Below are 25,621 nucleotides of genomic sequence, written 5' to 3' on the forward strand. Positions count from 1 at the left end.
ATATGACTGGTGAGCTGTCTTCGCTGCGTCTCGACAAGTGGTTGTGGGCGGCGCGGTTTTTCAAGACGCGCGGTCTCGCCTCCGAGGCGGTGAGCGGCGGTCACGTGCATCTCAATGGCGAACGGGTCAAGCCCGCGCGCGCCCTGCGCGTGGGTGACGAGCTGCGTATCAGGAAAGGGCCGCAGGAGTGGACGGTGGTGGTGCGCGACCTGTCGGACCGGCGTGGTCCGGCAAGCCGGGCGGCAGCGCTCTACGAGGAAACCGTGGCCAGCCAGGCGGCACGGGAGCAGGCCGCCGAGCAGCGCAAGCTGGCCCGGATGGCGGCACCGCACCCCACGCATCGTCCCGACAAGAAATCGAGAAGGCAGATCATCCGATTCAAGACCGGCGGTGATTGACACCGGCCCGTAGCGGCATCCGATATGGCGCTCAGGTATGGATGATGATCCGGTGTTCTTCGGGATCGATGTCGATGGTCATGTCGTACTCGTCGACCAGCTTGCCGATCTCCTCGAGCTGCGGGATTTCGTGGCGCTGGGCCAGCAGGGTCAGCGCGGGGATGACGTCGCACTCGGCCACCAGGCCGTTGGCACGGATCTCACGGCAGTTGAACTGGCTGCCGTCGATGCTGATGTCCATGTCCGCCGGCATTTCCAGGATCAGCGGTTCCAGTCGCTGGATCTGCAGATGAGCCTTGGTGACGAGCTTTTCGTCGCTCAGGGGAAGCCGTGGCATGTTGTTGTAGTCTCGCATGGTCTCTCCTCGGTAAGGCGCCGGCACGTGATAGCCGGGCACGCTATGCAATCGACCCGGATACCGCGCACGGGTTCCCCTCGGGATGTAGAACCAGGAGTCTAGAAGGCCCAACACGCGGCTGCCAGCGGTTTGACAGTGGCCGGGGGAATGCTGTTACTCTGAACAGACGTCCATCCAAGCTATTTCCGGTTTGCGGCCGGGCGCATTCCCTTCAGGAAAGCAATTTACTACCGAGGAGTACATTTCCACCATGTCCGATATACAGCAACGGGATTCCGTGAAGACCGTACAGAATATAGCGCGCGCCCTGACGGCCGTTGTCTTTGCCGCCGGTCTGACGATCGCTGCGCCTGTGCAGGCGGAGCAGCCCGCTCAGGCCCCGCAGGGTGCTCCGCACTCCCTGAGTCCGGAACAACAGAAACTGATTCAGGCCTTTCAGCAAAAGCGCGTTGAAATGATGCAGATCCAGCGTCAGCTGGGCCAGATTCAGGACAAGACCATGAAGGCGCATCCTGAATTGCAGAAACAGCAGGAGCAATTCGCCGACATGCTCAAGACGAAGATGAAAAAGAACGGTCATTCGCCCGACAAGGAGATGGCCGATCTGCGTGGTCTGGTGAAACAGCTACAGGACAAGAGCACGCCGGATGACAAGCGCCGCAAGCTGGCTCTGGAGTTCCAGCAGAAGCGCCAGGCGTTCGAGAAGGCGCAGGAGCAGGCCATGGAGGACAAGGATGTGCAGCAGGCGCGCGGCCAGCTGATGACAGCGATCATCACCGCCATGAAAAAGGATGATCCCAAGACTCAGGGGCTGATCAAGCAACTGGATCAGAAGCGCGCGGAACTGATGAAGATTCGCCAGGAGGCGACGCAGAGCAAGTAACGCATGTCGCGCCGCCGTCGCAAGGCGGCATGGGGGCAAAAAAAGAACCCCGCCATTCGGCGGGGTTCTTTTTTATCGAGTGCTGGATCAGCCGGTCTTACTGGGGCACAACATTGGCAGCCTGCAGACCCTTCTGGCCCTGCTGGGCATCGAAGGAGACCTTCTGGCCTTCGGCCAGGGTCTTGAACCCGCTGCCCTGGATCGCGCTGTAATGCACGAACACGTCAGCGCCGCCGTCATCGGGGGCAATGAAGCCGAAACCCTTGGACTCGTTGAACCACTTCACGGTACCTGTAGCCATAATGATTTTACCTAGTTACTAATTAAAAAAATGATTGTTGGTTTTGACTGCAGGTCGTGAGGGAATGGGGCATTGCCGAAGGGAACCACCAAAATTAACCTAAGCCGGAACTGCAGCTGTGAGGCAGTCTACTACCCTGGTCGGCAAAACACCACGAAAATCTTTGCAGCCAAATCCGGTGAAATGGCAGCAAAAACCGCGCCAATTATCGCGCATTGTATGGTCCTCTCGTGACCGTTCGCCGCGGCATTTTTCCTGAACGATGGAACCGGATCGACCGACAGTGGATCGGCTAATCGGCGGCACTGGATATGCCGGTGATATGCGGCAGGAGTGGAAGGATTAAGCCGAGGTTCAGCGCACCGCGCTAACGTTGGAGGCGGATCAAACGGGAGATCGAATATGGCTGGTAACACGATCCGGGTCTGGGACCTGCCGGTGCGCCTGTTCCACTGGAGTCTGGTGCTGGCGTTCGGCATTGCCTACCTGACGGGCGACGAACTGCAGACCCTCCATGTATGGGCGGGTTACGTGGTGCTCGGGCTGATCGGTTTTCGCTTGGCCTGGGGCGTGATCGGTACGCGCTACGCGCGTTTCAGCGATTTCATCTACCGGCCGGCAACGGTGATCGCCTATCTCAAGGACCTGGTTCGGCTGCGCGGCAAGCGCTACCTGGGCCATAACCCGGCGGGCGGGGCGATGGTGCTCGCTTTGCTGGGTTCGCTGCTGGCGACGACCATGCTGGGGCTGGCCGCGTACGCCGCCAAGGAAGGGGCCGGTCCGCTTGCGGATTCGCTCGCGGGAGTGAGCCATTTCTGGAAAGAGGTCTTCGAGGGCGGGCACGAATTCTTCGCCAACCTCACGCTGATTCTGGTGGCGGTACATCTTGTCGGTGTGGCGGTCGGCAGCGTATTGCACCGTGAGAACCTGCCGCGCTCGATGGTGACCGGCCTCAAGCGCAGGGAGCCGGATTGATCGTCATTGGTGCACATGTCGTGCGTACGCCGTTGCCGGCACCTATGTTGGGCAGGGATGCGTACCCGACACCGTCATCTCTTCGCCTGTTGCGCGCTTGATGTCGTCGATACACGGATCGCCGCGCTTGTTCATCCTCCTGTCACGGGGCACGGCTGGCAGCATGCCGGACGGTTGTCTATATAACCCTCCTTTAGCCATAACACACGGAGGAGGGAAACATGTCTATCAGGATTCGCAACTATCTGGCCGTACTGTTCTGCCTGGCGGTGCTGGCATCGGGCGGAGTGGGGCAGGCGGCCGACCTGGCGGTCAATCAGGTCAAGCCCGGTCTTTCCGTCATGGTGTTGGGTTCCGGTGGCCCGGTGGCGATGGCGAGCGGACGCGCGAGCGCCGGCTATCTGATTTTCGTGGATGGCAAACCACGCATCCTGATGGATGCCGGTGGCGGGACATTCGAACGACTGGCGGCGAGCGGCACCAACGTCAAGGATCTGAGTCTGGTCCTGCTCAGCCACCTGCATATCGACCATACCTCCGACATGTCGGCCATTATCAAGACGATTTATTTCCACAGTCGGGGCGCAGGGGTCAAGCGTAGCGAGCCGATCAATATTTACGGACCGGGTGCCAACGGGATCACCTTTCCCGGTTCGAAGGTGACTCAATACCCTTCGACGACGCAGTACGTCAATGCACTGTACGCCATGCCGGACGGCATCGAGCGTTATCTGCATATCTTCGCCAAGGCGATCAGTGCCGGCACTTTCGCCTATACGGCGCACGATATCGATCCCAACCCGAAGCTGCCGGTGCGAACGGTGCTGAATGACCGTGGTCTGGTGGTCAAGGCCGTTGGGGTGGTGCATGGCCCCGCACCGGCATTGGCCTACCGCATCGAATACAAGGGTAAGAGCATCGTCTATTCGGGCGATACCAGCAGCAAGACCGGCAATATGATCAAGCTCGCCAAGGGGGCCGATCTGCTGATCTATGACACTGCGATCATGGACAAGCTGCCGAACGGGCCGCACGACGGCGTGTTCTTCAAACTGCACACTACGCCGAGTCGTATGGGGCAGGTTGCCAGGGCGGCCGATCCGCGCGAGCTGGTGTTGTCGCACATTACGCCGGTGACCCAGCCGAGACTGGGCGAGGTGAAAAAGCTGATCCGCGCCCAGGGCTACCAGGGCTCGATCGCAACGGCCGGGGATTTGCAGGTATACAACCTGGGCGAGTAATCGGACTGGGCGCGGCAAGCGCGCTTAGTGGTATCAGGTAAAAAGGACCGGAGCAGACGGTACGAGATCTGCTCCGGTCAGCCTTGCGCACCTAGGGGAATGTGCGCTGAGGAGGGAGAGCCGCAATCTGAAGAGATCGTCGCAACCGGGTCACTGGTTCATGTAGCCGCCGGGACCGCCACCGGGACCGCCGATGCCGGGCATGCCGGGTTTTCCCGAGTGGCGCTCGGCAAACCGTTCGGCGCGCTGTTTACGGATCTCTTCCAACTGCTTCTTTTGTGCCGGATTGAGCACGCTGTAGATGCGGTGCATGGTGTCACTGCGCATCACGATCAACTCGGCGTTCAGCTTGGCCTGTTTGTCGGCCAGCGTTTTGACGTGCTTCGCATCGTAGTGGTCCGCGAGGGTCGCATCGCGCAATGAGCGACGGATTTCGAACAGGGCCTTCATCTTTTCGCGCACGACCGGTTTCTGCTCGTACCGGATCTTGAAGATTTCATCCCGCTGTTTGTCCGTCAGGTTGAGGCCGGCCATGAACCGATGCATGCCTCCGCCGTGATGCCTGCAGCTTGCGTGCTGCGGTCCGTGGCCGTCGAATCCGCCACCCCCGGGCCAGGCGTAAGCCGTACCTGCGGCGAGGGTTGTCAATGCGACGGCGAAGATACCGTTTCGAATGAATTTTCCGTGCTTCATGATTCACTCCTGGATAGTGGCACGGTCAGCCGCTTATTCGGTCTGACCTTGGAGTGAAGTATGCGCAGCGGACGTGCAAGCTTGGGGCAGGTAGAGGTAAAACTAGGTAAAGGAGGGTCAAGCGATACAGCGGGGCCCGGCCATTGTGCCAATATTGCAGTCAGGCGAGATCGTTTATCCGAGGTGTAAGTCCATGTCTGAGCAGAATCCCAACCGCGATACGGACGTCAGCCGGGTACTCGGGCTGGAACAGCATGCGCGGCACCACTGGCATATCTGGCGCTGGCTGGCCGGTATCGGGTTGTTGCTGGTCGTACTGCTGCTGGTAATGGTTTTCAGCGGTGGCAAGGATAACGGTATCCGCTACGAGACATCCCTCGCCAAGCGCAGCGATCTGACGGTGACGGTGACCGCGACCGGGACGATCGAGCCCGTCAACCAGGTGGATGTCGGCACCGAGGTTTCGGGTACGGTGGAGTCGGTGGAGGTGGATTACAACGACCACGTGAAGGTCGGTCAGCTGCTGGCCAAGCTGAATACCGATCAGCTCAGCGCGAAGCTGCGCCAGTCCGAGGCCGAGTTGACCGTCGCCAAGGCCAAGGTGCTCGAGGCGCAGGCGACCTTGCTGGAAACCCGCAACCGCCTCAATCGCCTGAAGACCCTGGTGAAGCGGGAGATGGCCTCGCAGGACGATGTGGACACCGCACAGGCCGCCTATAGCCGGGCACAGGCCGGTCTCGAGGTGACGCGTGCCCAGGTCAAGCAGGCCCAGGCCCAGGTGGATTCCGATCGCACGACGCTTTCCAAGGCCGTGATCGTGTCGCCGATCAACGGCATCGTGCTCGAACGCAGCGTGGAACCGGGCCAGACCGTGGCCGCTTCCCTGCAGACGCCGGTGCTGTTCACGCTGGCGGAGAATCTCAAGCAGATGGAGCTCGACGTGGCCGTGGACGAGGCGGATGTGGGGCAGGTCAAGGAAGGGCAGCACGCGACCTTTACGGTGGACGCCTACCCCGATCGAATCTATTCGGCGCTCGTCACCCAGGTGCGATATGCGCCGCAGACGGTGGACGGCGTGGTGACTTACGACACGATATTGTCTGTGAACAACGCCGATCTTTCCCTGCGGCCGGGCATGACGGCCACGGTGGACATCACGGTCGAGTCGTTGAAGAACGCCCTGCTGATTCCCAATGCTGCATTGCGCTTTACGCCGCCCGTTACCAAGACGGCGAGCGGCGGGTCGCGGAGTATTTTCAGCCGGCTTTTCCCGCGCCCCGCGTCGCATACGGCGAAGCCGGAACAACCGCTGGGTGAAGGCAAGAAACGGGTCTGGACATTGAAGAACGGCAAACCGGTGGCGATTCCGGTGACGGTAGGCGCGTCGGACGGCAAGATGACCGCGGTCGTAAAGGGCGACATCAGTCCGGACATGCCCCTGCTGGTGGACTACACGAACGTCAAGCAGTAATGCACGCCATGGCCGATTACGCACCCGTGGATGAATCGCTGCTTCAGTTCAGCGGCGTTACCAAGGTCTATGGCAAGGGGCAGGCCGCCATGCGGGCCCTGCGGGGCATCGACCTCAGTATCCGTGAAGGCGAGTTCGTTGCCCTGATGGGACCGAGCGGCTCGGGCAAGTCCACCTGCATGAACATCCTGGGGTGTCTGGATGTGCCGACCGAGGGTCACTACCGCTTTCGCGGCGTGGACGTGGGCGCCCTGACGCGCGGCCAGCGCGCCCTGTTGCGGCGGAATTATCTCGGTTTTGTCTTTCAGGGATTCAATCTGCTGGCGCGTACCTCGGCGCTGGAAAACGTCGAGCTGCCATTGGTCTATCGCGGGGTATCCGCCGCGGATCGTCATGCGCGTGCGCGACAGGCCCTGGCGGCGGTCGGCCTGGGGGGGTGGGAGCGGCACACGCCCGGCGAACTTTCCGGCGGGCAGCAACAGCGGGTGGCGATCGCGCGCGCCATTGTGACCGAGCCGTCCGTCCTGCTCGCCGACGAACCGACCGGCAATCTCGATACCGCGCGCGGTATCGAGGTGATGGAGCTCCTCACCAGTTTCAACAAGGAACGCGGCATCACCATCGCGATGGTCACCCACGAACCGGAGATGGCCGAGTATGCCGGACGTGTCATTCATTTCAGGGACGGGGCCATCGAGGACGTCCCGACGGAGGGGATGCGCTGATGTTGTGGAATACCCTGATCCTCGCGCTGCGTGAAATGCGCCGGAATCTGATGCGCTCGTTTCTGACCATCCTCGGCATCGTCATCGGCGTGGCCGCGGTGATCACCATGGTGACCATCGGTGGTGGCGCGACCGCGCAGGTCACCGAGCAGATTTCCAGCCTCGGCAGCAATCTGCTCATCGCCCGCCCGGGACAGCGCCTGGGGCCGGGTATCCGCTCGGCGGCGCCGGCGTTCGATCTGGCCGACGTGCAGGCGATCGGTAGGGAGGTCGGTTCCGTATCGGCCGTGGCGCCGACTTCCTCGCAGGCGGCGGTGGCCGTGCTCGGCAACGAGAACTGGTCCACGGGAGTAACCGGCACCGACGATCAGTTCTTCAAGATACGCAACTGGACCCTGGCCGAGGGCCGCCTGTTCACTGCGGGCGAAATGCGCACGGGACGCGCGGTCTGCATCATCGGCGAGACGGTGCGCAGCGAACTGTACGGCACGCTGGATCCGATCGGCAGCAAGATCCGCATCGGCAAGATGTCCTGTGATGTGATCGGGCTGCTGGAGGCCAAGGGACAGTCGGCCATGGGCCAGGACCAGGACGACTTGATCGTGATGCCGTTTCGGACCTTTGCGCGCCGGATCGCCGGCAACCTCGACGTCAACCTGATCCAGGTGTCGGCCAGGGAGGGCGCGGATACCGAGAAGGTGAAGCGGGATATCGAGTATCTGCTGCGCGAACGGCGTCACATCAAGGGTTCGGAGAGCGATGATTTCTCTGTCATGGACATGCGCGAGATCGCGCAGACCCTGGCCGGCACCACGCGGGTGCTGACCGCCTTGCTGGGCGCCGTGGCGGCGGTGAGCCTGCTGGTCGGCGGCATCGGCATTATGAACATCATGCTGGTGTCGGTGACCGAGCGGACGCGCGAGATCGGAATCCGGCTGGCGATCGGGGCGCAGGAGCGGGAGGTGTTGTTGCAGTTTCTGGTCGAGGCGGCGGTGCTGTCCTCCTTCGGCGGACTGCTCGGCATCATCCTGGCGCTGGCGGCTTCCGTGGGAGCTGCCTCAGTGTTGAATATCCCGTTCATCTTCAATGCCGGGATCGTGGTGGTCGCCTTCCTGTTCTCCGCCGCCGTCGGTATCGTGTTCGGTTACTTCCCGGCACAAAAAGCGGCGCGGCTCGATCCGATCGAAGCGCTGCGTTACGAATAAGGCCGCGCGTCGTAATCATTCTGAGGTCCGTTCATTGATGAGTCGTGTATTGCTGGTGGATGACGATGTGGAGCTGTGCGCCATGCTGGCGGAGTACCTGGAGGCCGAGGACTTCGAGGTCGATGCGGTACACGATGGCGAAACCGGTGCCCAGCGCGCCGTGGAAGGCGGCTACGACGTCGTCGTGCTGGACGTGATGCTGCCGCGACTCAGCGGCCTGGACGCGTTGCGCAGGATTCGCCAGGAGGCGTCCGTTCCCGTGCTGATGCTGACCGCCAAAGGCGACGACGTGGATCGCATCGTCGGCCTGGAACTGGGCGCCGACGACTACCTGCCCAAACCCTGCAATCCGCGCGAGCTGGTGGCGCGGCTGCGCGCGATCCTGCGCCGCGCCGGCAACTCGGACGAGGGCGAACATCACGCCCATCGGGAGCTGAAAATCGGCAAGGCCGTGTTGTATCCGGGCAAGCGTGTGGCCGAATGGGACGGGCAAGCACTCGAACTGACCAGCACCGAATTCAACGTCCTGAGCGTGATGATGCACAAGGCGGGTGAGGTGGTCAGCAAGCAGGAGCTTTCCGAGCGCGCTTTGGGGCGTTCGCTGGCCCGTTACGACCGCAGCCTCGACATGCATGTGAGCAACCTGCGGCGCAAGCTGGGACTGCTCGATGACGGCCGTTCGCCGATTCAAACGGTGCGTGGCGTCGGTTATCAGTACATCGAGGTCTGACGGTCGGAGTCGCTGCATGGGACGTTTGTTCTGGAAAATCTTTCTCGGCTTCTGGCTGACCCTGATGCTGGTGGCGGGGGGCGTGGGCTGGCTGGTCCACTATCACTTCCAGCGCGAGGTCTCGTCTCTGCAGGAAGTCGCCGTCGGGCCCCGCGCCGGTTACCGCGTCTCGACCGCCGCCATTGCCCTGCAATACGGGGGCGAGCCGGCCATCAAGGCGCTGATCCACGAAGAGCCTCCCCATATGCGGGCGCGGCCGGTGCTGATCGTGGATGCGCAGGGCCAGGACCTGCTCGGGCGTCTGGTGCCGCAGGGGGCGCTGGCTCGTGTGCGCCAGTTGCAGGACGAGCGGCACGACGTGCCGGGCGTGCAGTCGGTCCAGGCCCCTGACGGCAGCCGTTATGTGCTGTTCATTCCGGCGGAGGTGGCCGCCGAGCCCAGGCGTCACCCGCCGCGGCGTGACCCCATGCCGCTGGGGCTGATAGTCATCTCGGTGGCGAGTCTGCTGTTCAGTGCCGGCATGGCCTGGTATCTGACCCAGCCGGTGCGGCACCTGCAGCGCGCCACCGGACAACTGGCCGAGGGTGCGCTCGATACGCGCGTGATGCCGTCGATCGGCCGGCGGCGCGACGAGATCGCCGACCTGGGGCGCGATTTCGACCATATGGCCGGGCGCCTGCAATTGCTGCTGGAAGCGCAAAAGCGCCTGTTGCACGCCGTCTCGCATGAACTGCGTTCGCCGTTGGCCCGGCTGCAGGTGGCCGTGGCGCTGGCCCGGCAACAGCCGGACAAGGTGGAGCTGGCGTTGGAGCGCATCGAGCGCGAAAGCCAGCGTCTGGACGAACTGGTCAGCCACGTGCTGACCCTGTCGCGCCTGGAATCCGGGATGCAAAGCTGGCCCATGGAGGCGGTCGATGTCGGTGAAGTGCTGGAAGACGTGGTGGCCGATGCGCGTTTCGAGGCCGAATCGCTCGGCCGGCGCGTGACACTGTCCATCGGCGCGGACGTCACCCTGACCGCGCGCAGCGAGTGGCTGCGCGGGGCATTCGAGAACGTGATTCGCAATGCCTTGAAATACACTGTCGACGCCCGCCCGGTTGAGGTGGTGATGCGCACCGACACGGCGGCGGACGAATGTGTGGTTTCGGTCTGCGACGGCGGGACCGGCGTGGCGCCGGACCAGCTCGAAGAGATGTTCAAACCCTTTGTGCGGGTGGGGGGCGAGGCGACCGGTGCCCTGCAGGGCTACGGACTGGGGCTGGCCATCGCCAAGAAGGCCATCGAGGCGCTAGGCGGAACGATCAGTGCCGCCAATCGCCCCGAAGGCGGTTTGTGTATCACCATGCGCCTGCCGATCGGCATGCGTTCCTGAGCGGGCGCTTCACCCGCGTTCCGCGGGCGTTACAGTTCCAGTTCATCGTTCAGATCCGGCATCAGGACTTCGGTGTCCTTGAGCAGTGCGGCGAACTTTTCCATGGTGTCTTCCTCGCCATGGACCAGGATGGTGCGCGGTGCTTTGGTTTTGGCATGCCATGCAAGCAGTTCGGCCTGGTCGGCATGCGCCGAAAATCCGTTGATGGTGTGAATGCTCGCCCGTACGGGGATCTCCTCGCCGAATATGCGCACGGTCTTGGCGCCGTCGATGATCCGGCGGGCCAGCGTGCCGCGCGCGGCGAAACCGACGAAGATGACGCTGCAGTCGTTGCGCCACAGGTTGTGCTTGAGGTGGTGGCGCACGCGGCCGCCGGTGCACATGCCCGAGCCCGCCATGATGACCGCGCCGGCCTCGACCTGATTGAGCGCAATGGATTCGGCGGTCTCGCGGGTGAAATGCAGGCCCGGCACCTCGAAGGGATCGTCGCCATTCTGGAGCAGTTCCAATGCTTCCTCGTCGAAGCACTCGGGATGGCGCCGGAAGATTTCGGTGGCGGAGATGGCCATCGGCGAGTCGAGAAACACCTGCATGGCGCGCGGCAGCTTGTGCTGTTCGACCCCTTCGCGCAGGTAGTAGAGCACTTCCTGCGCGCGTTCCAGGGCGAAGGTGGGAATGATGACATTGCCGCCGCGCTGAAAGGTGCTGTTGATGGCGTCATACAGCTCGTCAACGGAAGGTTCGAGGGCGCGGTGCAGGCGGTCGCCGTAGGTGGTTTCCATGACCACGATGTCCGCGTGCGGCGGCGTGGCGGGATCGCGCAGCAGGGCACGGCCGTTGTTGCCCAGGTCACCCGAGAACAGGATGCGGCGGCGGTCGCCGAGTTCGTCCAGTTCCAGCAGGACGTTGGCCGAGCCGAGGATGTGGCCGGCGTCGAGGAAGGTGGCGCGGATGCCGGGAGCGATGTCGAGCGGCTTGTTGTAGCGTGCGGTGCGGCCGAAGAAGTCCAGGGTGTTCAAGGCGTCCAGCACGTTGTACAGCGGCTTGGCGCGTGCGCTGCGTTTGCGTCCGTGGCGTGCCGCCTTGCGGGCCTGGTAGCGCGCCTCTTCCTCCGCCAGGTTGGCGGAATCCATCATCACCAGACGCGCCAGTTCGCGCGAGGCGGCGGTGGTAATGATCTCGCCATGGAACCCCCTTCTTGCCAGCAGGGGCAGCCGCCCGCAGTGATCGAGGTGGGCGTGGGTAAGCAGGACGTAATCGATGTCGCGGGCGTCGAACCCGAAGGGCTCGGCATTCTCCTGATCCAGTTCGCGGCCGCCCTGATACATGCCGCAGTCGATGAGTATGCGTTTGCCCGCGCATTCGACGAGATGGCAGGAACCGGTCACGCCGCGGTCGGCGCCATGGAAGGATAGCTTCAAGTCATTCTCCTTTTGTTTTTGTCGCGGGCACGGTGGTGCCCGGTTTATTCGAACAGCGGTTCTCCATTGGCTTCGTGCCAGCGCTGAATGCCCTCCCAGATGTCCTCGGCGGTCTCCGCGAACCAGAACAGTTCCCGGTCCTCGGAGTCGATCACGCCTTCCTCGACCAGGAACTCCACGTCGATGGCCCGGCGCCAGTAGTCTTTTCCGACCAGAATGACCGGTACCGGTCTGATCTTGCGGGTCTGGATCAGGGTCAGGGTTTCGAACAGTTCGTCGAAGGTGCCGTAGCCGCCGGGAAAGGCGACCAGCGCCTTGGCGCGCAGCAGGAAATGCAGCTTGCGCAGAGCGAAGTAATGGAAGCGAAAGCAGAGGTCGGGCGTGATATAGGGGTTGGGATACTGTTCATGCGGGAGGTTGATGTTCAGGCCGACGGATTTCGCGCCGACGTCGAAGGCGCCGCGGTTGGCAGCCTCCATCATGCCGGGGCCGCCGCCGGTCATGACCACCACGCGGCTGTCCGCGGGGCCGTGTCCGGAGCTGCCGACCAGCCGGCCGAATTCGCGCGCCGTGTCGTAATAGTGGCTCTTGGCCTCCAGGCGTTGTGCGACGCGTAGCTGGCGTTGCAGATGCGCATCGTCCGGGGCGGCGTCCAGGGCCTTGCGCACGCGTGCCAGCCGGCGTTGCGCCGAGGCCGGTTCAGGTATGCGGGTGCTGCCGAAGACCACGATGGTGTGATCGATGCCGTGCTGTTCGAGCAGGAACTCCGGCTTCAGGTAGTCCACCTGCAGCCGCAGGCCGCGGGTATCGTCCCGGTTAAGGAAATCGACGTCCTGATCCGCCTGACGATAGCTGGGGCTTTCCAGGATGGCCTTGATGCGGTAGGGCGCGTCGGGGTCCTCCGCCGCCGGTTTGGGTTCATGCCAGGGCAGGGGTTCCTGGCGTTTTTCCGGATGTGCGGGGCGCGGTATGGCGTTCGGGTCGAGAGGGTCGTTGTCGCTCATGGCTGCATCAAATCACACGCAAGATTCGGGGACAATGGTCAGAACTCCCACAGACCGTAGGGTTCCTATATATTTAACCCATGTCTGTGAGCATGGAACCGCATACGTCCCTTCTGCCGCCCCGCGGCCGGGCGATGCCGCAGCCGCTGATCTTCGCATGCGTGTTGTGTCTGTACGTCGGGCTGGCCTGGTTCGGCATCGCGCTGGCCGGATTTCAGGGTACGCCGCTGGCATTGCTGTGGCTGCCGGCCGGCGTGGCCGTGGCGGCCCTGATTCTGTTCGGCGAACGGCTGTGGCCGGCGGTATTGCTGGGTTCGCTGATTGCCAACACCCCCTTTCTGCTGCCCGAACACGGACACCTGGCGTGGCTCAAGGCGCTGTTTTTCGGGCTGGGTGCGGCCACGATCGACACCATGGAGGCGTTGATCGCATACCGTCTACACCGGCATTTCATCGGTTCCCGCGGGTTGGCGAGCGTCGAGTCGGTGGTGCGCTTCATGCTGTTTGTCGTCACCCTGCCCGGGATGGTCGGCGCCTTCGCGCTGGTGACGCTGTACGCGATCGGCGGCTTCCTGCCCGCATCGCCGGCTGGCGAGTCGCACGGGTTCCTGGTCGACTGGGCCTCGATCTCACTGGCGGATATGCACGGCATATTCATCGTGGTGCCACTGGCCCTGGCCTGGGCCGTGCCGCGACACCCCGACGCGACGGGTGTGGCGCGTTCCGAGATACTCGGGATATCGATCGCCATAGTCGTCATTTTCGTGCTCGCCTTGTTTCAGGCCAAGGAGTCGGTGTTCCTGCTCGTGCCGCTGGCAGTCTGGATTACGCTGCGCACGGGGTTGCGTGGCACTTCGTTGTTCATGCTGGTGATGTCGCTGGTACTGTCCATCGCGGCGTTGCGCGGGCTGGGGCCTTTCGCCATCGAGGGGGAATGGGGTTCCATGACGCAGACCATGCTGTTCATATTCAGCATCGGTTTCGCCGCGCTGGTTCTGGTGGCGCAGCAGCGCGAGCTGCGGGAAATCAATCATTCCCTGGAGGACCTCATCCAGGAGCGCACCCAGGCGCTGCACGATCTGAACGAAAAGCTGCAGGAACAGGCCAATACGGACGAGCTGACCGGCCTTTTGAACCGGCGCGCCTTTATCGCTCAGGCGGAAAAGGAGGCGTCGCGTGCGCAACGCAGCGGCGCCCGCTTCGCCCTGCTGATGCTGGATATCGACGACTTCAAAGTCATCAACGATACGCACGGTCATGCGGCGGGTGATGCCGCCCTGCGCGCGGTGAGCGAGTGCTGTCGGGACCGTCTGCGCAAATACGATTTGATCGCCCGTCTGGGGGGCGAAGAGTTTTGCATCCTGGCGCCGGATACCGATATGCAGGGCGCCCGCTGCCTGGCCGAGGACTTGCTCAGGCATGTGACCGCATTGCGTGTGCGTACCCCGTCCGGGGTCTTGTCGCTGACGCTGAGCATCGGTCTGGCACCCTTCGAAGGCGATCTGGATCTGGCGCTCAAGCATGCCGACGAGGCGTTGTACGAGGCCAAGGACCAGGGCAAGAACCGGCTGCATATGGCCGGTGATACCTGATCTGACAGAAAAAAATGATAGGCCGCGCTGTGGTGGTGTGTTATGCTTCGCGCGTTTGTTAATTCCGCCCTGTTTTCGCGGGCGTTGAAAGTACCAGCCAGACACCCGTCTATGTGACTACGCCGGTACACGCAAACCGGTTGTGGTCTGCCTTCTGCCAAGGCCATTCCTCAATTCTCGAAATCATCCTCTGGCCCCTTGGGGTCGGTGCCGCCTTGGCAGTTGTTAACGGAGTTGTTTCCATATGTCATTTTCCTCTCTCGGCCTCGATGCCGAACTGCTGCGTGCCGTCAAAGAACAGGGCTACAGCAATCCCACGCCCGTGCAGGCCCAGACCATTCCGGTTGCGCTGGAAGGTCATGATCTGATGGCCGGCGCCCAGACCGGCACCGGCAAGACCGCCGCCTTTACCCTGCCCATGCTCCAGAACCTGAGCCGTACCAGTGAGCCCGGACGCCGGCGCGTGCGTGCCCTGGTATTGGCGCCCACCCGTGAACTCGCTGACCAGGTGGCCGAAAGCGTGCGCACCTACGGCAAGTACCTCGCCCTGCGCAGCACGGTGGTCTACGGCGGGATGAACATCAATCCCCAGATCCGCGCCCTGGAAAAGGGCGTGGACATCCTGGTCGCGACCCCGGGGCGTCTGCTGGATCACGTCACGCGCCGGAGCGTGGACCTGTCCAACGTACAGATGCTGGTGCTGGACGAGGCCGACCGCATGCTCGACATGGGCTTCATGCCGGCGATCCAGAAGATCCTGGGCCTGCTGCCCAAGCAGCGCCAGACCCTGCTGTTCTCCGCCACCTTCGCGGGTCCGATCGGCAAGCTGGCGCAGTCGCTGCTGCACAATCCGCAGGTCATCAACGTGGCGCGCACCAACGCCGCCTCCGATGCGGTGACCCAGCAGGCCTATATGGTCGATCACGGGCGCAAGCGCGAGCTGTTGTCCTATCTGATCGGTTCGCAGAACCTGCGCCAGGTGCTCGTCTTCACCCGCACCAAGCGCGGTGCCGACCGCCTGGCCAAGCAGTTGCAGACCGACGGTATCGAGGCCACGGCGATCCACGGCGACAAGAGCCAGGGTGCGCGCACCCGTGCGCTCAAATCCTTCAAGCGCCAGTCGGTGCGCGCCCTGGTGGCCACTGACGTCGCGGCGCGTGGGCTGGATATCGACAGCCTGCCGCACGTGGTGAATTTCGAGTTGCCGCAGAATCCGGAGGACTATGTGCACCGCATTGGCCGTACCGGGCGCGGCGGCGAAACGGGCACGGCGATCTCGCTCGTCTGTCACGACGAGCATGAACCGTTTCATGCCATCCAGAAGCTGCTCAAGTCGGATATTCCCGCCACGGTGATGGACGGTTTCGAACCCGCGCAGGCCTGGGACATCAGCCGGCCCCCGCGCAAGGCGTCGAACAAGGGCCGTCCGCGTTTCGGGAAGCCGGCCGGCGGCCGTGGTCGCGGCGGAAACGGCGGCAAACCCGGCGGGCAGAAATGGCGGAATCGCCGCTCCACCGCTTCGGCGGCACGGTAAGCGAAGCGGCAGGATTGAGCGGGCCCGCGCGAACGCCGGCCCGTTCAGCCATGCAAGGCGTCGATCGCATCCGCGGTCGGCGCCTTTTTTATATCGACGTCACACCACGATATCCGCCCGGTCAAGTCATGCGTTGTCGTCACGGGGGTGTGTACAATGTCGGTTCCGATAACCGAGTATCTGCGCCGCCAATTCGCTGTCGTCGCCACACCCGACCCCGCTGAACGCCCGACATGAAGACCTTTCGATGCACCTGCGGTAACCAGCTGTTCTTCGAGAATACCCGCTGTCTGGTGTGCGGCAAGACGCTCGGTTACCTGCCCGACCAGCGTGTGCACAGCCCGCTGGTGCCGGCGGGGGACGAGTTGTGGACATCCGCCCTGCAGGGGCTCGAGGACAGGCGCTACCGCAAGTGCGCGAACTACACCACCCAGCAGGTATGCAACTGGATGGTGCCGGAGGACGACCCCAACCCGCTGTGTTGTTCCTGCCGCCTGAGTCACATCATTCCCAACCTGTCCCAGCCCGGGAACCTTCGTTTGTGGCATCACATCGAGACGGCCAAGCGCCGGCTGTTGTACACCCTGGACGGCCTGGGGTTGCCGATCGAAGGCAAGGAGGTCGATCCCCAGCACGGCCTTTCCTTCCAGTTCCTGGAGAGCGTTGATACCAGTTCCGAGTTCACGGATGCCTTCAGCGAGTCCAGCCAGGTGATGACGGGGCATCGGGCCGGGACCATCACCATCAATCTGGCGGAGGCCGATCCGAGCGCACGCGAGCATATTCGTGAACGTATGAATGAGCTGTACCGGACACTGCTCGGACATTTCCGGCACGAGAGCGGGCATTACTACTGGTACAAACTGGTCGAATCCGACAGCGACCGGTTGGCAGAGTTTCGCGACCTGTTCGGCGATGAACGGCAGGATTACGATGAGGCCTTGTCACGCTACTACGGCGGCGGGGCGCCGGCAGACTGGCCTGCCGCTTATGTGAGCGCGTATGCCGCCGCCCACCCTTGGGAGGACTGGGCGGAGACCTGGGCGCACTACCTGCATCTGGTCGATACGCTGGAGACGGCGCACGATCACCAACTGGCGTTGAACGGCCAAAGCCTGCGCTCGCTGACCAACGGCATCGCCGGGAACGAACCGATGCCGGATCTGGAGGCGCTGCTCGATGACTGGCGTCATCTGACGACGGCGCTCAACGATCTCAATCGCAGCATGGGCCTGCCGGATGCCTATCCCTTCTCGCTGACCGGCGTCGCGGCCAGGAAGGTCGGCTTCGTCCACCGGCTCATCCGGGACACCGGCCGGTAAGCGGTGCCGGTTTAATCCGTTTCCCAGTTGAAGCGGGGCAGCGTCGTGAAGCTGTTCTTGAGCGCTTCGTTCCAGCTTTCCTGCAAATCCATAAAAAACGGATCGTCCACGTCGAACGACAGGCGCCGCCCGGTGTTGAGACTGTCGCGGTCGTAGATCGTGATTTCGAAGGGCGCGCCGACCGACAGGTTGCTGCGCATGGTCGAGTCGAGCGAAACCAGCGCGCAGCGCGCGGCGTCTTCCAGGGTGGTATCCGGCCGCACGACACGATCGAGTATCGGCTTGCCATATTTGATTTCCCCGATCTGCAGGTACGGCTTGGCCGGCGAGGCCGCGATGTAATTGCCTTCCGGATAGATCAAAAACATCTCGTGCGGCTGATTGCCGATCTGCCCGCCCAGGATGAACGTGGCCTCGTGGTTGACGTGCGTCTTCGGCGGGTGCGCGCAGTGCTGCTCCTGTGCCTCGCAGTTCAGCCGGCCGACGTATTCCGCCGCGTCGAACAGATATCGCACCGTTTTAAGACTGACGGCCGCCTCGGGATTTTCCAGATCGCTTTGAATACGGTTGGCCACAGCCTGGGTGGTGGCGAGGTTGCCGGCGCTGAGCAGGACGAAGCTGCGTTCGCCTGGCATGTCGAATGCATATGTCTTGCTATAGGTGCTGAAATGGTCGACGCCCGCATTGGTGCGGCTGTCGGAGGCGAAGACCAGGCCGGATTCAACCTTGATGGCGAGACAGTAGGTCATGGAGGCAAAAGTTGCTTGGGCGTTGAATTATAGAGAGGCCGTTTTGCGCACCAATGCGGTGCGCCGGCAGCGAATCTGGTGCGTGGTTTTTGAAATTAATGGCCATTAGGAGACAGTGCGCCTGAATTTTGCACGCAAGACAAGCGATTGCAAGTATGGTTAAGTGTGTACGGGCATTGTTATGACGATCAACTGGCGCAACTATTCGGTCAAAGGCTTGCATGACGAGCTCATTCGCGCAGCCGGCAAGCCGCGCGATGCCGCTGCGTCCCTGTGCACCTACCTGCGCGGTCTCAGCGACCAGGAGCTCATCGACCACAAGGCCGCCGCCGAACTCGCGATCCGCACCATGGGGATCACCTTTACAGTGTATTCCGAGGAGGAGGGCGGCTCCATCGACCGTGCCTGGCCCTTCGATATCATCCCGCGCATCATCGCCAAACAGGAATGGGACCGGGTCGAACAGGGTCTGAAGCAGCGTGTGCAGGCGTTGAACCTGTTCATCGATGATCTCTACCACGATCAGCGCATTATCAAGGACGGCATCGTCCCCGCCGAACTGATCAACAACTCGCGTGATTTCCGGCCGCAATGCGTGGGCGTCAGCCCGCCGTTCGGCGTGTGGGCGCATATCTGCGGCAGTGACCTGGTGCGCGACAAGGACGGCACGGTGTATGTGCTGGAAGACAACCTGCGGGTGCCGTCCGGGGTGTCCTACATGCTCGAAAACCGCCAGGTGATGAAGCGCGTGTTTCCCGAGCTGTTTGAGGACTACAGCATCGAGCCGGTCGACGACTATCCTTCCCAGCTGTACGAGATGCTGGCCTCGCTGTCGCCGCGCAAGGGCGACCGGCCCGAGGTGGTGGTGCTGACCCCCGGCATCTACAACTCCGCCTATTTCGAGCATGCCTACCTGGCCCAGCAGATGGGCGCGGAACTGGTGGAGGGTTCGGACCTGCTGGTGGGCGACGACCACTGCGTCTACATGCGCAGCGTCGAAGGCCTGGTGCGGGTGGATGTGATCTACCGGCGCATCGACGATTTGTTCATGGACCCGGAGGCGTTCCGCCCCGATTCCATGCTGGGGGTGCCCGGCCTGCTGCGGGCCTGGAAAAAGGGCAAGGTGGCGCTCGCCAATGCGCCGGGCTCCGGCGTGGCGGACGACAAGGTGATCTACACCTACGTTCCCGAGATCATCCGCTACTATCTGGATCAGGATCCCATCCTGCCCAACGTGCCGTCGTACCTGTGCGTGAATAAACAGGACCGCGACCATGTGCTGGCGCATCTCGACAAACTGGTGGTGAAGCCGGCCAACGAGTCCGGCGGTTACGGCATGCTGGTCGGTCCGCAGTCGACGCGCGCCGAGCGCGAGGAATTCGCCAAGCTGATCAAGAAGAACCCGCGCAATTACATGGCGCAGCCCATGCTGACCCTGTCCACCGCACCGACCCTGGTCGACGATCATGCGGAGCCGCGCCATCTCGACCTCCGCCCTTTCATCCTGTCCGGCAAGTCCACCTACGTCACCACCGGCGGATTGACGCGCGTGGCGCTGCGCAAGGGCTCGACGGTGGTGAATTCCTCCCAGGGCGGCGGTAGCAAGGACACCTGGATCGTGGACGAGGCGGGGTTGTAGACATGCTGTCGCGCGTCGCCGAACGGATCTACTGGCTGGGACGCTATCTGGAGCGTGCCGAAAACACCGCACGCCTGGTCAACGTGAATACCCATTTGATGCTGGACCTGCCGCGCCGCGTTCCGCTGGGCTGGTATCCGCTGATCGAGATCACCGGCTCGGATGAGGAGTTCCAGGAAACCTACAGCGAACCCACCGAACGCAACGTGGTGCGGTTTCTGGTGGCGGAGCCGAAAAATCCGGCTTCCCTGCTCAGTTCGCTGCAACATGCCCGCGAAAACGCCCGCACCATCCGCGACGTCATTCCGCGCGAGGGCTGGGAGCGGATCAACGCCCTGTGTCTGAGCGCCAAGGCGGAGCTGTCCTCGGGGCTGGCGCGCAGCCGGCGCTACGACAATCTCGTGGGCGTGATTTCATCCACCCAGCAGATTACCGGGCTGCTGGCCGGGACCATGCTGCACGATTTCGGCTATGAGTTCCTGCGCATCGGGCGCAACCTGGAACGCGCGGACATGACCACGCGCATCGTTGACGTGCGCACCGGCAACCTGCTCAACGAGGAGCCGGCCGCCGAATTCGCGCCGTTCGAAAACATCCAGTGGATGAGCCTGCTGCAGTCGCTGTCCGCCTATCAGGCCTACCGGCAGCAGATGCAGGTGCCCGTGCGCCGGCGTGAGGTGCTCGAGTTCCTGTTCAAGGACCCGCAGTTCCCGCGCGCTTTTTTGCACAGCGTCGGCGAGGTCGCCGGTTCGATCCGCAATCTGCCGCGCAATGCCGTCCCGCTCGAATCCGTCACCGCGCTGGTGTCACGGGTGGAAAAGAGCCGGGTGACGCGCCTGGACAATGCCGGTCTGCATCGTTACGTCGACCGGCTGCAGCTGGCTTTGGGCAGGCTGCATGCGCAGATCACGGAAACCTATTTCGTGATGAGCGACCTGCCGCGCGCCAAGCGTGCCGGCCAGCGCGCCAAACGTTCCGCCTCCCGCAAGAAGGCCGTTCCCCGACCGGTGGCGAGCGCCGATTAGCCCGCCGCGCCGCTGGCGTGTTCCAGCACCCGGATGATGGCGGCCATGTCCTCGTCGCCATGACCGAGTGCGCGCGCCGCACTGAGCTGTTCGCGCACGGCCGCGATTGCCGGCAGCGGCACGCCGTTGCGGCCGGCCTCGCCCAGCACGAGGTTCATATCCTTGAACAGCAGGTCGATCGGAAACTGCTTGGGAAAGCGGCCTTTCACCATCATCTCGCCTTTCATCTGGTAGAGCGGGGCACCAAGCGGGCCGGCGGCAATCGCGCCAAGAACCTGTTCGGCATCCAGGCCGAAGCGCCGGCTCAGCATCAGTCCTTCGGCCAGCAGCTCCATCATGCCGCCCAGCATCAGGTTGAGCACCAGCTTCATATGCGTGCCCTGGCCGGCCGCGCCGCAGCGCACCACGGCCTTGCCCATCGCCTCCAACAGGGGGGTGGCCTCGTCGATGTCCGCGGCCTCGCCTCCCGCCAGCACCACCAGGGTGCCGTCCTCGGCGGGTTTGACGGTGCCGGACACGGGTGCGTCGATGAACCGTCCCCCGGCGCCGGTCACCGCCTCGGCGGCCTGCAGGGTGGCGGCGTGATCGACGGTGCTCATGTTGATCGCCAGGCTGTTCTGTCCCAGACCGGCGAGCACGCCCTCCGGACCGTGCAGCACAGCGTCCAGCGCTGCCGGGTCGCTCACCATGATGATGACGGTGTCCGAGTCCCGGGCCACGGCGGCCGGGCTGGTCTGCACCGTAATGCCTGCGTCGGCGAAAGGCCGGCTGGCGTCCGGGCTGCGGTTGTAGACCGTCAGGCCATAACCGGCCTTGTGGATGTTCCAGGCCATAGGTGCGCCCATGGCGCCCAGGCCGATGAATCCGATCTGTTTCATGTGCTCCTCCTGTGTACTCACTAGGTTACCCGGCGAGCAAAAAAGTTCTGGCCCGATCGTCGGTGCCAGCAGCGGTTTTCAAGCATTGCGGGTGGATGCCGCGAGGGTGTGTGTTACAATTCGCCCCTTGTGCACCAAACAGGTGCCTGACGCTTCGCCTGAATATCCGGCCCGGTGCGGCCATTCCCCACAGCCATCGCGGCGTGTCCTTAAGCCCAGGCATCCCCCGGTATCCCGTCGGCGTCAGGTCTCGGACAGATCGACCAGAATCCAGCGCCGGCCTGCCCATGTCGGTTTCACCGTTCCCCCTTCGGGAGCGTGAGCTGCGCCGCCGTCTTTCCGCGTGCGCTGCTGTGGTTGTGGTGGGGCGTCCCAATTTGGAGGAGAGTAGTATGAAGAGAATGTTCGTGGGCAATCTAGCGCCCGATACCAAAGAAGCCGAAATCCGGGAACTGTTTTCCCAGCACGGTACCGTGCGCGGGGTGAAGCTGGTCGTGGACGTGTTCAGCGGCCAGTGCCGTGGCTTCGGTTTCGTCGACATGGAAGGCCATGAGGCCAGGGCGGCGATATCGGGCCTGGACGGCTCGGACTTCAAGGGTCGCCCCCTGCGGGTGAACGAAGAACAGCCCAAAGACAGTAAGGGACGCCGGCGCGGCAGGCGCTGAGTTACCGCGGCATGCCACCCATAAAGAACCCCGCCACCGGCGGGGTTCTGCATTCAGGGGGAACGCTCAGATCGGAATCACGTTCGCCGCCGCAAGCCCCTTGGGTGTCTCCTGGATTTCGTAGGAAACCTTTTGTCCTTCCGTCAGGGTCTTGAAACCACTGGCTGAGATGGCCGAGAAATGTACGAAGACATCCTTGCCACCGTCGTCAGGGGTGATGAAACCGAAGCCTTTGGTTTCGTTAAACCATTTCACAGTTCCTGTCAGCACGGCAATTACCTCGGATCTCGATATGGGACGGGTGGTGTGCAGCGGCTCCTGTGAGACGCAGGATGTGGGCGGGAACGGAACGGGCAGGCTGTATCCAAATCGGTGACAAGAACGACTGCAACGCAGTTGATCATAGTCGGGGTCGGAGGGAATGCCAAGCGATGCACGGCGGCGCCGATGCGATCCGTACGTGGCTGGCGGTGTCCTCAGCGTTGGCGGGGCGGTTTGCGATAGTGCGCCTTGGTGCGCAGTGTGCGGGCGGTATTCTTTGCCGGATCGCTGAACAGGAACCGGCCGGCCAGCACGCAACCCTTCATGCCGGGCTCGCAGGCCCGGTTGGCCACCCGCTGGCAGCGGCCGTTCAGTTCGTGTGGACAGCCCCAACCGCTCATGATGATCCTCGTCGTCGAACCTGAATGATTCTCCCTCGGGGTCCGTGCCCGTTCATTGACGCAGATCATGCTGCGCAAGCCCTGCGGATCCGCCGTGGCGAATCGCCTCAGTCCTCGTCGATTTCGTCGTCCTCGTCGGACCAGGTGTTCTCTTCGTCATCGTCCTCGCTGATGTCCTCGTCGCCCCCGATAAGTTCGGCAAGTTCGTCCTTTTCCTCGTCGGGGTCGGGTGCAGGCTTGCCGCCGGTGGTGCGTTCGGGGATGCCCGCCGCCTTGCCGCCGCGCGGGGTGAACTGGCGGCGCGCGCGCTCGAAGGCGGCTTTGAGTTCGGGGGTCACGGCGGATTCGCCGTCCTCGAGTTCCCGCAGTTTGGATTCGACGATCTCGCGGTTGTATTCCACGAATTCCCGGCGTGCCAAGTTGAAGAGATAAACGGTTTTGGGGTCGCCGGTCGCAAGCCGCTCATCGAGCGCGACGGGGCTGCTTTTTGTGCCCGCATCGAGGTGGCCGAACCAGGTTTTGCTTTTGCTCATGGGTTGCCTGACACCGAGGATGTTGACGTTGAATGCCGCGCCTGGAGCGCCTGATATTCAGGTGCCCATAGGCGCCGAAATATTAGTCAGCGATTGCCACTTGTCCAGACCCTGGGCGAAATTTTTTTACCGCAAAATATATGCAGGAAGGATGCCGGCTTGCAGACCGGCGCCACTGGGCTAAATTCATCAGTTGCGACTCAAACCTCTGCGCCGAGATGGGCCGGTGCGGGTGAGGGAGGGCGTGGTGAACGAGAAACATCGTACAGGTCCGGTCGATCCCGCGGCGCTGCCTTTTGCCGCGCCCTGCCGGATCCTGACTTGGGAGGCCCCCTGGCGCTGGCTGCGGCTGGGATGGCAGGACCTGCGGCGCGCGCCGCGGCAAAGCCTCACCTATGGTGCGGTGATGGTCGCGCTGAGCTACGCGATCAGCCTGCTGGCCGTATGGTTCGGTGACCTGGCCTTTTTGTTGAGCCTGATCTCCGGCTTTATTTTCCTCGGCCCGGTGCTGGCCATCGGGTTGTATTCAATCAGCCGACAGCTTCAGCTGGGTCGCGAGCCCGAGCTGGGCTACTGCCTGCGCGAGGGCTGGCGGCACCTGGGCAACGAGCTGGTGTTCGCCGTCATTCTGCTGGTGGTGTTCCTGGTATGGGCGCGGGCGGCCTCGATGGTGCACGTGTTTTTTCCCATGGAGGCGCGGCCGGAACTGGCCGACCTGGTGCCATTTCTGGGCGTCGGCACCCTGGTGGGGGCGATCTTTTCCGCCGTCGTCTTCTGCGCCAGCGCCCTCTCGCTGCCCATGATCATGGACCGCAAGGCCGACGTGGTGACCGCGGTGGTGAGCAGCGTGAACGCCGTGCTGCGCAACAAGTGGGTGATGCTGGAGTGGGCCGTCATCATCCTGGGGGCGGTACTGCTGGGCTTCGCGACGGCGTTTCTCGGCCTGGCGGTCCTGTTGCCGCTGATCGGCCACGCAACCTGGCACGCCTACCAGGAAACGCTGGATACCAGCGCCTGGCAGCGGCACGAGGTATTGACCGGCGGGGTTTCTTCCGGCGCCTGAGGGGTTATTCCCCGGACACCGGCCGGACCAGCCCGGCGGTCTTGGCGGCGCGTTCGCGGCAGTCCCCGATGTCGCCGCCGTAGGCGAGGGCCACCCCCATGCGGCGCCGCTGGAAGGATTGCGGCTTGCCGAACAGGCGCAGGTCGGTCTGGGGTACGGACAGGGCCTGCTCGAGATTCTCGTAGGCGATACCGGCCTGTTCCAGGCCGCCGTAGATCACCGCGCTCGCACCGGCATTGCGCAGTACCGGCGAGACCGGCAGGCCCAGAATGGCGCGTGCGTGCAGCTCGAATTCGTTCTGCCACTGGGTGGCCATGGTGACCATGCCGGTATCGTGCGGACGCGGGCTGACCTCGCTGAACCACACCTGATCACCCTTCACGAACAGCTCCACCCCGAACAGGCCGCGGCCGCCCAGGGCGCCGGTGACGCCGGCGGCGATGTCCCGGGCGCGTTCCAGGGCGGTTTCGCTCATCGGCTGGGGTTGCCAGCTTTCCACGTAGTCGCCGCGCTCCTGGCGGTGGCCGATGGGGGCGCAGAAACAGGTGTCCACCTCGCCGCGTGCGGTCAGGGCGCGGACGGTGAGCAGGGTGATCTCGAAATCGAAGCGGATCATCTCCTCGACGATGACGCGGCCGCGATCGACCCGCGAACCGCTTTTGGCGTACTCCCAGGCGGTATCGACGTCATCCGGGCCCCGGAGGGTGGACTGGCCCTTGCCGGAGGAGGACATCACCGGCTTGACGATGCAGGGGTAGCCGATGCCGTCGTCGATGGCGGCGCGCAGCTGCTCGAGACTGTCGGCGAAGGCGTATCGCGAGGTCGGCAGGCCGAGTTCCTCGGCCGCCAGACGGCGGATGCCTTCGCGGTTCATGGTGAGCTGGGTGGCCTTGGCGGTGGGGATCACCTCGGCCAGTCCGTCGGCCTCGATGCGGGCAAGCTCGTCGGTGGCGATGGCCTCGATCTCGGGCACGATCAGTTGCGGGCGCTCCTGCTCGATGAGGGCGCGCAGCGCGGCGGGATCGGCCATGTCGATGACGTGGGCCCGGTGGGCCACCTGATGGCCCGGGGCGTCGGCGTAGCGGTCGACGGCGACGACCTCGGCGCCCAGCCGCTGCAGGGCGATGATGACCTCTTTGCCGAGTTCACCGGCCCCGAGAAGCATCACCCGGGTGGCGCTGG

27 protein-coding genes are annotated in these 25,621 nt (G+C 63.4%); 16 read left to right on the plus strand and 11 right to left on the minus strand.

Annotated features, from left to right (window positions below; translation table 11 throughout):
• Positions 1-2 precede the first annotated feature (2 nt).
• Complete coding sequence (locus tag P8Y64_06765) at positions 3-398, plus strand: S4 domain-containing protein (protein ID MEJ2060173.1); 396 nt, start codon at positions 3-5, stop codon at positions 396-398.
• A 31-nt stretch (positions 399-429) separates the two neighbouring features.
• Here the strand turns inward: P8Y64_06765 and P8Y64_06770 are convergent, their stop codons facing one another.
• Complete coding sequence (locus P8Y64_06770) at positions 430-753, minus strand: hypothetical protein (GenBank protein ID MEJ2060174.1); 324 nt, start codon at positions 751-753, stop codon at positions 430-432.
• A 253-nt stretch (positions 754-1,006) separates the two neighbouring features.
• On the opposite strand from P8Y64_06770, the gene P8Y64_06775 reads away from it, so the two are divergent.
• Positions 1,007-1,639 carry a hypothetical protein gene (locus tag P8Y64_06775; GenBank protein MEJ2060175.1) on the plus strand — a complete coding sequence of 211 codons (633 nt, stop codon included), beginning with the start codon at positions 1,007-1,009 and terminating at the stop codon, positions 1,637-1,639.
• Between the two features lie 97 nt (positions 1,640-1,736).
• Here the strand turns inward: P8Y64_06775 and P8Y64_06780 are convergent, their stop codons facing one another.
• On the minus strand, positions 1,737-1,940 hold the full coding sequence (locus P8Y64_06780; GenBank protein ID MEJ2060176.1) for a cold-shock protein: 204 nt from the start codon (positions 1,938-1,940) through the stop codon (positions 1,737-1,739).
• Positions 1,941-2,342: 402 nt separating this feature from the next.
• Between P8Y64_06780 and P8Y64_06785 the strand changes: the two genes are divergently transcribed.
• Together P8Y64_06785 and P8Y64_06790 are read left to right on the plus strand one after the other, a co-directional pair.
• The gene (locus P8Y64_06785; protein ID MEJ2060177.1) at positions 2,343-2,915 is read left to right on the plus strand and encodes a cytochrome b/b6 domain-containing protein; all 573 of its coding nucleotides are present in this window, start codon (positions 2,343-2,345) and stop codon (positions 2,913-2,915) included.
• Between the two features lie 221 nt (positions 2,916-3,136).
• Positions 3,137-4,156, plus strand: coding sequence for an MBL fold metallo-hydrolase (locus P8Y64_06790; protein MEJ2060178.1), 1,020 nt, complete (start codon positions 3,137-3,139; stop codon positions 4,154-4,156).
• Positions 4,157-4,306: 150 nt separating this feature from the next.
• On the opposite strand, the gene P8Y64_06795 is transcribed toward P8Y64_06790, so the two are convergent.
• Complete coding sequence (locus tag P8Y64_06795) at positions 4,307-4,849, minus strand: Spy/CpxP family protein refolding chaperone (GenBank protein ID MEJ2060179.1); 543 nt, start codon at positions 4,847-4,849, stop codon at positions 4,307-4,309.
• Between the two features lie 193 nt (positions 4,850-5,042).
• Between P8Y64_06795 and P8Y64_06800 the strand changes: the two genes are divergently transcribed.
• Genes P8Y64_06800 through P8Y64_06820 form a run of 5 tightly spaced genes read left to right on the plus strand, consistent with a single transcriptional unit; the run spans position 5,043 to position 10,352 of the window.
• Positions 5,043-6,320, plus strand: a complete 1,278-nt coding sequence (locus P8Y64_06800) for an efflux RND transporter periplasmic adaptor subunit (GenBank protein MEJ2060180.1) — start codon at positions 5,043-5,045, stop codon at positions 6,318-6,320.
• Positions 6,321-6,328: 8 nt separating this feature from the next.
• Positions 6,329-7,045: an ABC transporter ATP-binding protein gene (locus tag P8Y64_06805; protein ID MEJ2060181.1), complete on the plus strand. Its 717-nt coding sequence runs from the start codon at positions 6,329-6,331 to the stop codon at positions 7,043-7,045.
• On the plus strand, positions 7,045-8,250 hold the full coding sequence (locus P8Y64_06810) for an ABC transporter permease (protein MEJ2060182.1): 1,206 nt from the start codon (positions 7,045-7,047) through the stop codon (positions 8,248-8,250). The genes P8Y64_06805 and P8Y64_06810 overlap by 1 nt, the downstream gene beginning before the upstream one ends.
• Positions 8,251-8,287: 37 nt before the next feature.
• The gene (locus tag P8Y64_06815; protein MEJ2060183.1) at positions 8,288-8,980 is read left to right on the plus strand and encodes a response regulator transcription factor; all 693 of its coding nucleotides are present in this window, start codon (positions 8,288-8,290) and stop codon (positions 8,978-8,980) included.
• A 16-nt stretch (positions 8,981-8,996) separates the two neighbouring features.
• A complete protein-coding gene (locus P8Y64_06820) occupies positions 8,997-10,352 on the plus strand; it encodes an ATP-binding protein (GenBank protein ID MEJ2060184.1) in 1,356 nt (451 codons plus the stop codon).
• Positions 10,353-10,381: 29 nt separating this feature from the next.
• Here P8Y64_06820 and P8Y64_06825 read toward each other — a convergent pair whose 3' ends face one another.
• Together P8Y64_06825 and P8Y64_06830 are read right to left on the minus strand one after the other, a co-directional pair.
• Positions 10,382-11,773, minus strand: a complete 1,392-nt coding sequence (locus P8Y64_06825; GenBank protein ID MEJ2060185.1) for an MBL fold metallo-hydrolase — start codon at positions 11,771-11,773, stop codon at positions 10,382-10,384.
• A 44-nt stretch (positions 11,774-11,817) separates the two neighbouring features.
• Positions 11,818-12,777 (minus strand): TIGR00730 family Rossman fold protein, encoded by a 960-nt coding sequence (locus tag P8Y64_06830; GenBank protein ID MEJ2060186.1) that lies wholly within the window; start codon positions 12,775-12,777, stop codon positions 11,818-11,820.
• Between the two features lie 92 nt (positions 12,778-12,869).
• Between P8Y64_06830 and P8Y64_06835 the strand changes: the two genes are divergently transcribed.
• The 3 genes from P8Y64_06835 (at position 12,870) to P8Y64_06845 (ending at position 17,225) form a co-directional block, all read left to right on the plus strand.
• Entirely contained in the window at positions 12,870-14,369 is a 1,500-nt protein-coding gene (locus P8Y64_06835; GenBank protein MEJ2060187.1) for a diguanylate cyclase, read from the plus strand.
• 244 nt (positions 14,370-14,613) lie between these two features.
• Positions 14,614-15,903, plus strand: a complete 1,290-nt coding sequence (locus P8Y64_06840) for a DEAD/DEAH box helicase (GenBank protein ID MEJ2060188.1) — start codon at positions 14,614-14,616, stop codon at positions 15,901-15,903.
• A gap of 233 nt (positions 15,904-16,136) precedes the next feature.
• Entirely contained in the window at positions 16,137-17,225 is a 1,089-nt protein-coding gene (locus P8Y64_06845) for a putative zinc-binding metallopeptidase (protein ID MEJ2060189.1), read from the plus strand.
• An 11-nt stretch (positions 17,226-17,236) separates the two neighbouring features.
• Here the strand turns inward: P8Y64_06845 and P8Y64_06850 are convergent, their stop codons facing one another.
• Entirely contained in the window at positions 17,237-17,974 is a 738-nt protein-coding gene (locus tag P8Y64_06850) for a peptidase (GenBank protein MEJ2060190.1), read from the minus strand.
• A 181-nt stretch (positions 17,975-18,155) separates the two neighbouring features.
• Between P8Y64_06850 and P8Y64_06855 the strand changes: the two genes are divergently transcribed.
• Entirely contained in the window at positions 18,156-19,613 is a 1,458-nt protein-coding gene (locus P8Y64_06855) for a circularly permuted type 2 ATP-grasp protein (GenBank protein MEJ2060191.1), read from the plus strand.
• Positions 19,614-19,615: 2 nt separating this feature from the next.
• Positions 19,616-20,638 carry an alpha-E domain-containing protein gene (locus P8Y64_06860; protein MEJ2060192.1) on the plus strand — a complete coding sequence of 341 codons (1,023 nt, stop codon included), beginning with the start codon at positions 19,616-19,618 and terminating at the stop codon, positions 20,636-20,638.
• Here P8Y64_06860 and P8Y64_06865 read toward each other — a convergent pair.
• A complete protein-coding gene (locus P8Y64_06865) occupies positions 20,635-21,516 on the minus strand; it encodes an NAD(P)-dependent oxidoreductase (protein ID MEJ2060193.1) in 882 nt (293 codons plus the stop codon). The genes P8Y64_06860 and P8Y64_06865 overlap by 4 nt on opposite strands.
• Before the next feature lie 392 nt (positions 21,517-21,908).
• On the opposite strand from P8Y64_06865, the gene P8Y64_06870 reads away from it, so the two are divergent.
• On the plus strand, positions 21,909-22,181 hold the full coding sequence (locus P8Y64_06870; protein ID MEJ2060194.1) for an RNA-binding protein: 273 nt from the start codon (positions 21,909-21,911) through the stop codon (positions 22,179-22,181).
• Positions 22,182-22,247: 66 nt separating this feature from the next.
• On the opposite strand, the gene P8Y64_06875 is transcribed toward P8Y64_06870, so the two are convergent.
• The 3 genes from P8Y64_06875 to P8Y64_06885 form a co-directional block, all read right to left on the minus strand.
• A complete protein-coding gene (locus P8Y64_06875; protein ID MEJ2060195.1) occupies positions 22,248-22,451 on the minus strand; it encodes a cold-shock protein in 204 nt (67 codons plus the stop codon).
• Between the two features lie 206 nt (positions 22,452-22,657).
• Positions 22,658-22,843 (minus strand): hypothetical protein, encoded by a 186-nt coding sequence (locus P8Y64_06880; GenBank protein MEJ2060196.1) that lies wholly within the window; start codon positions 22,841-22,843, stop codon positions 22,658-22,660.
• A gap of 107 nt (positions 22,844-22,950) precedes the next feature.
• Positions 22,951-23,376 carry a hypothetical protein gene (locus P8Y64_06885; GenBank protein ID MEJ2060197.1) on the minus strand — a complete coding sequence of 142 codons (426 nt, stop codon included), beginning with the start codon at positions 23,374-23,376 and terminating at the stop codon, positions 22,951-22,953.
• Positions 23,377-23,623: 247 nt separating this feature from the next.
• Here P8Y64_06885 and P8Y64_06890 point away from each other — a divergent pair, with 247 nt between their 5' ends.
• Entirely contained in the window at positions 23,624-24,439 is an 816-nt protein-coding gene (locus P8Y64_06890) for a DUF2189 domain-containing protein (protein MEJ2060198.1), read from the plus strand.
• A 4-nt stretch (positions 24,440-24,443) separates the two neighbouring features.
• Here the strand turns inward: P8Y64_06890 and purT are convergent.
• Positions 24,444-25,621: formate-dependent phosphoribosylglycinamide formyltransferase (purT, locus tag P8Y64_06895; GenBank protein MEJ2060199.1), on the minus strand; the 1,178-nt coding region annotated here is incomplete at its 5' end.

It is taken from the genome of Gammaproteobacteria bacterium (assembly GCA_037388465.1).
GTDB lineage: Bacteria > Pseudomonadota > Gammaproteobacteria > SpSt-1174 > SpSt-1174 > JARRKE01.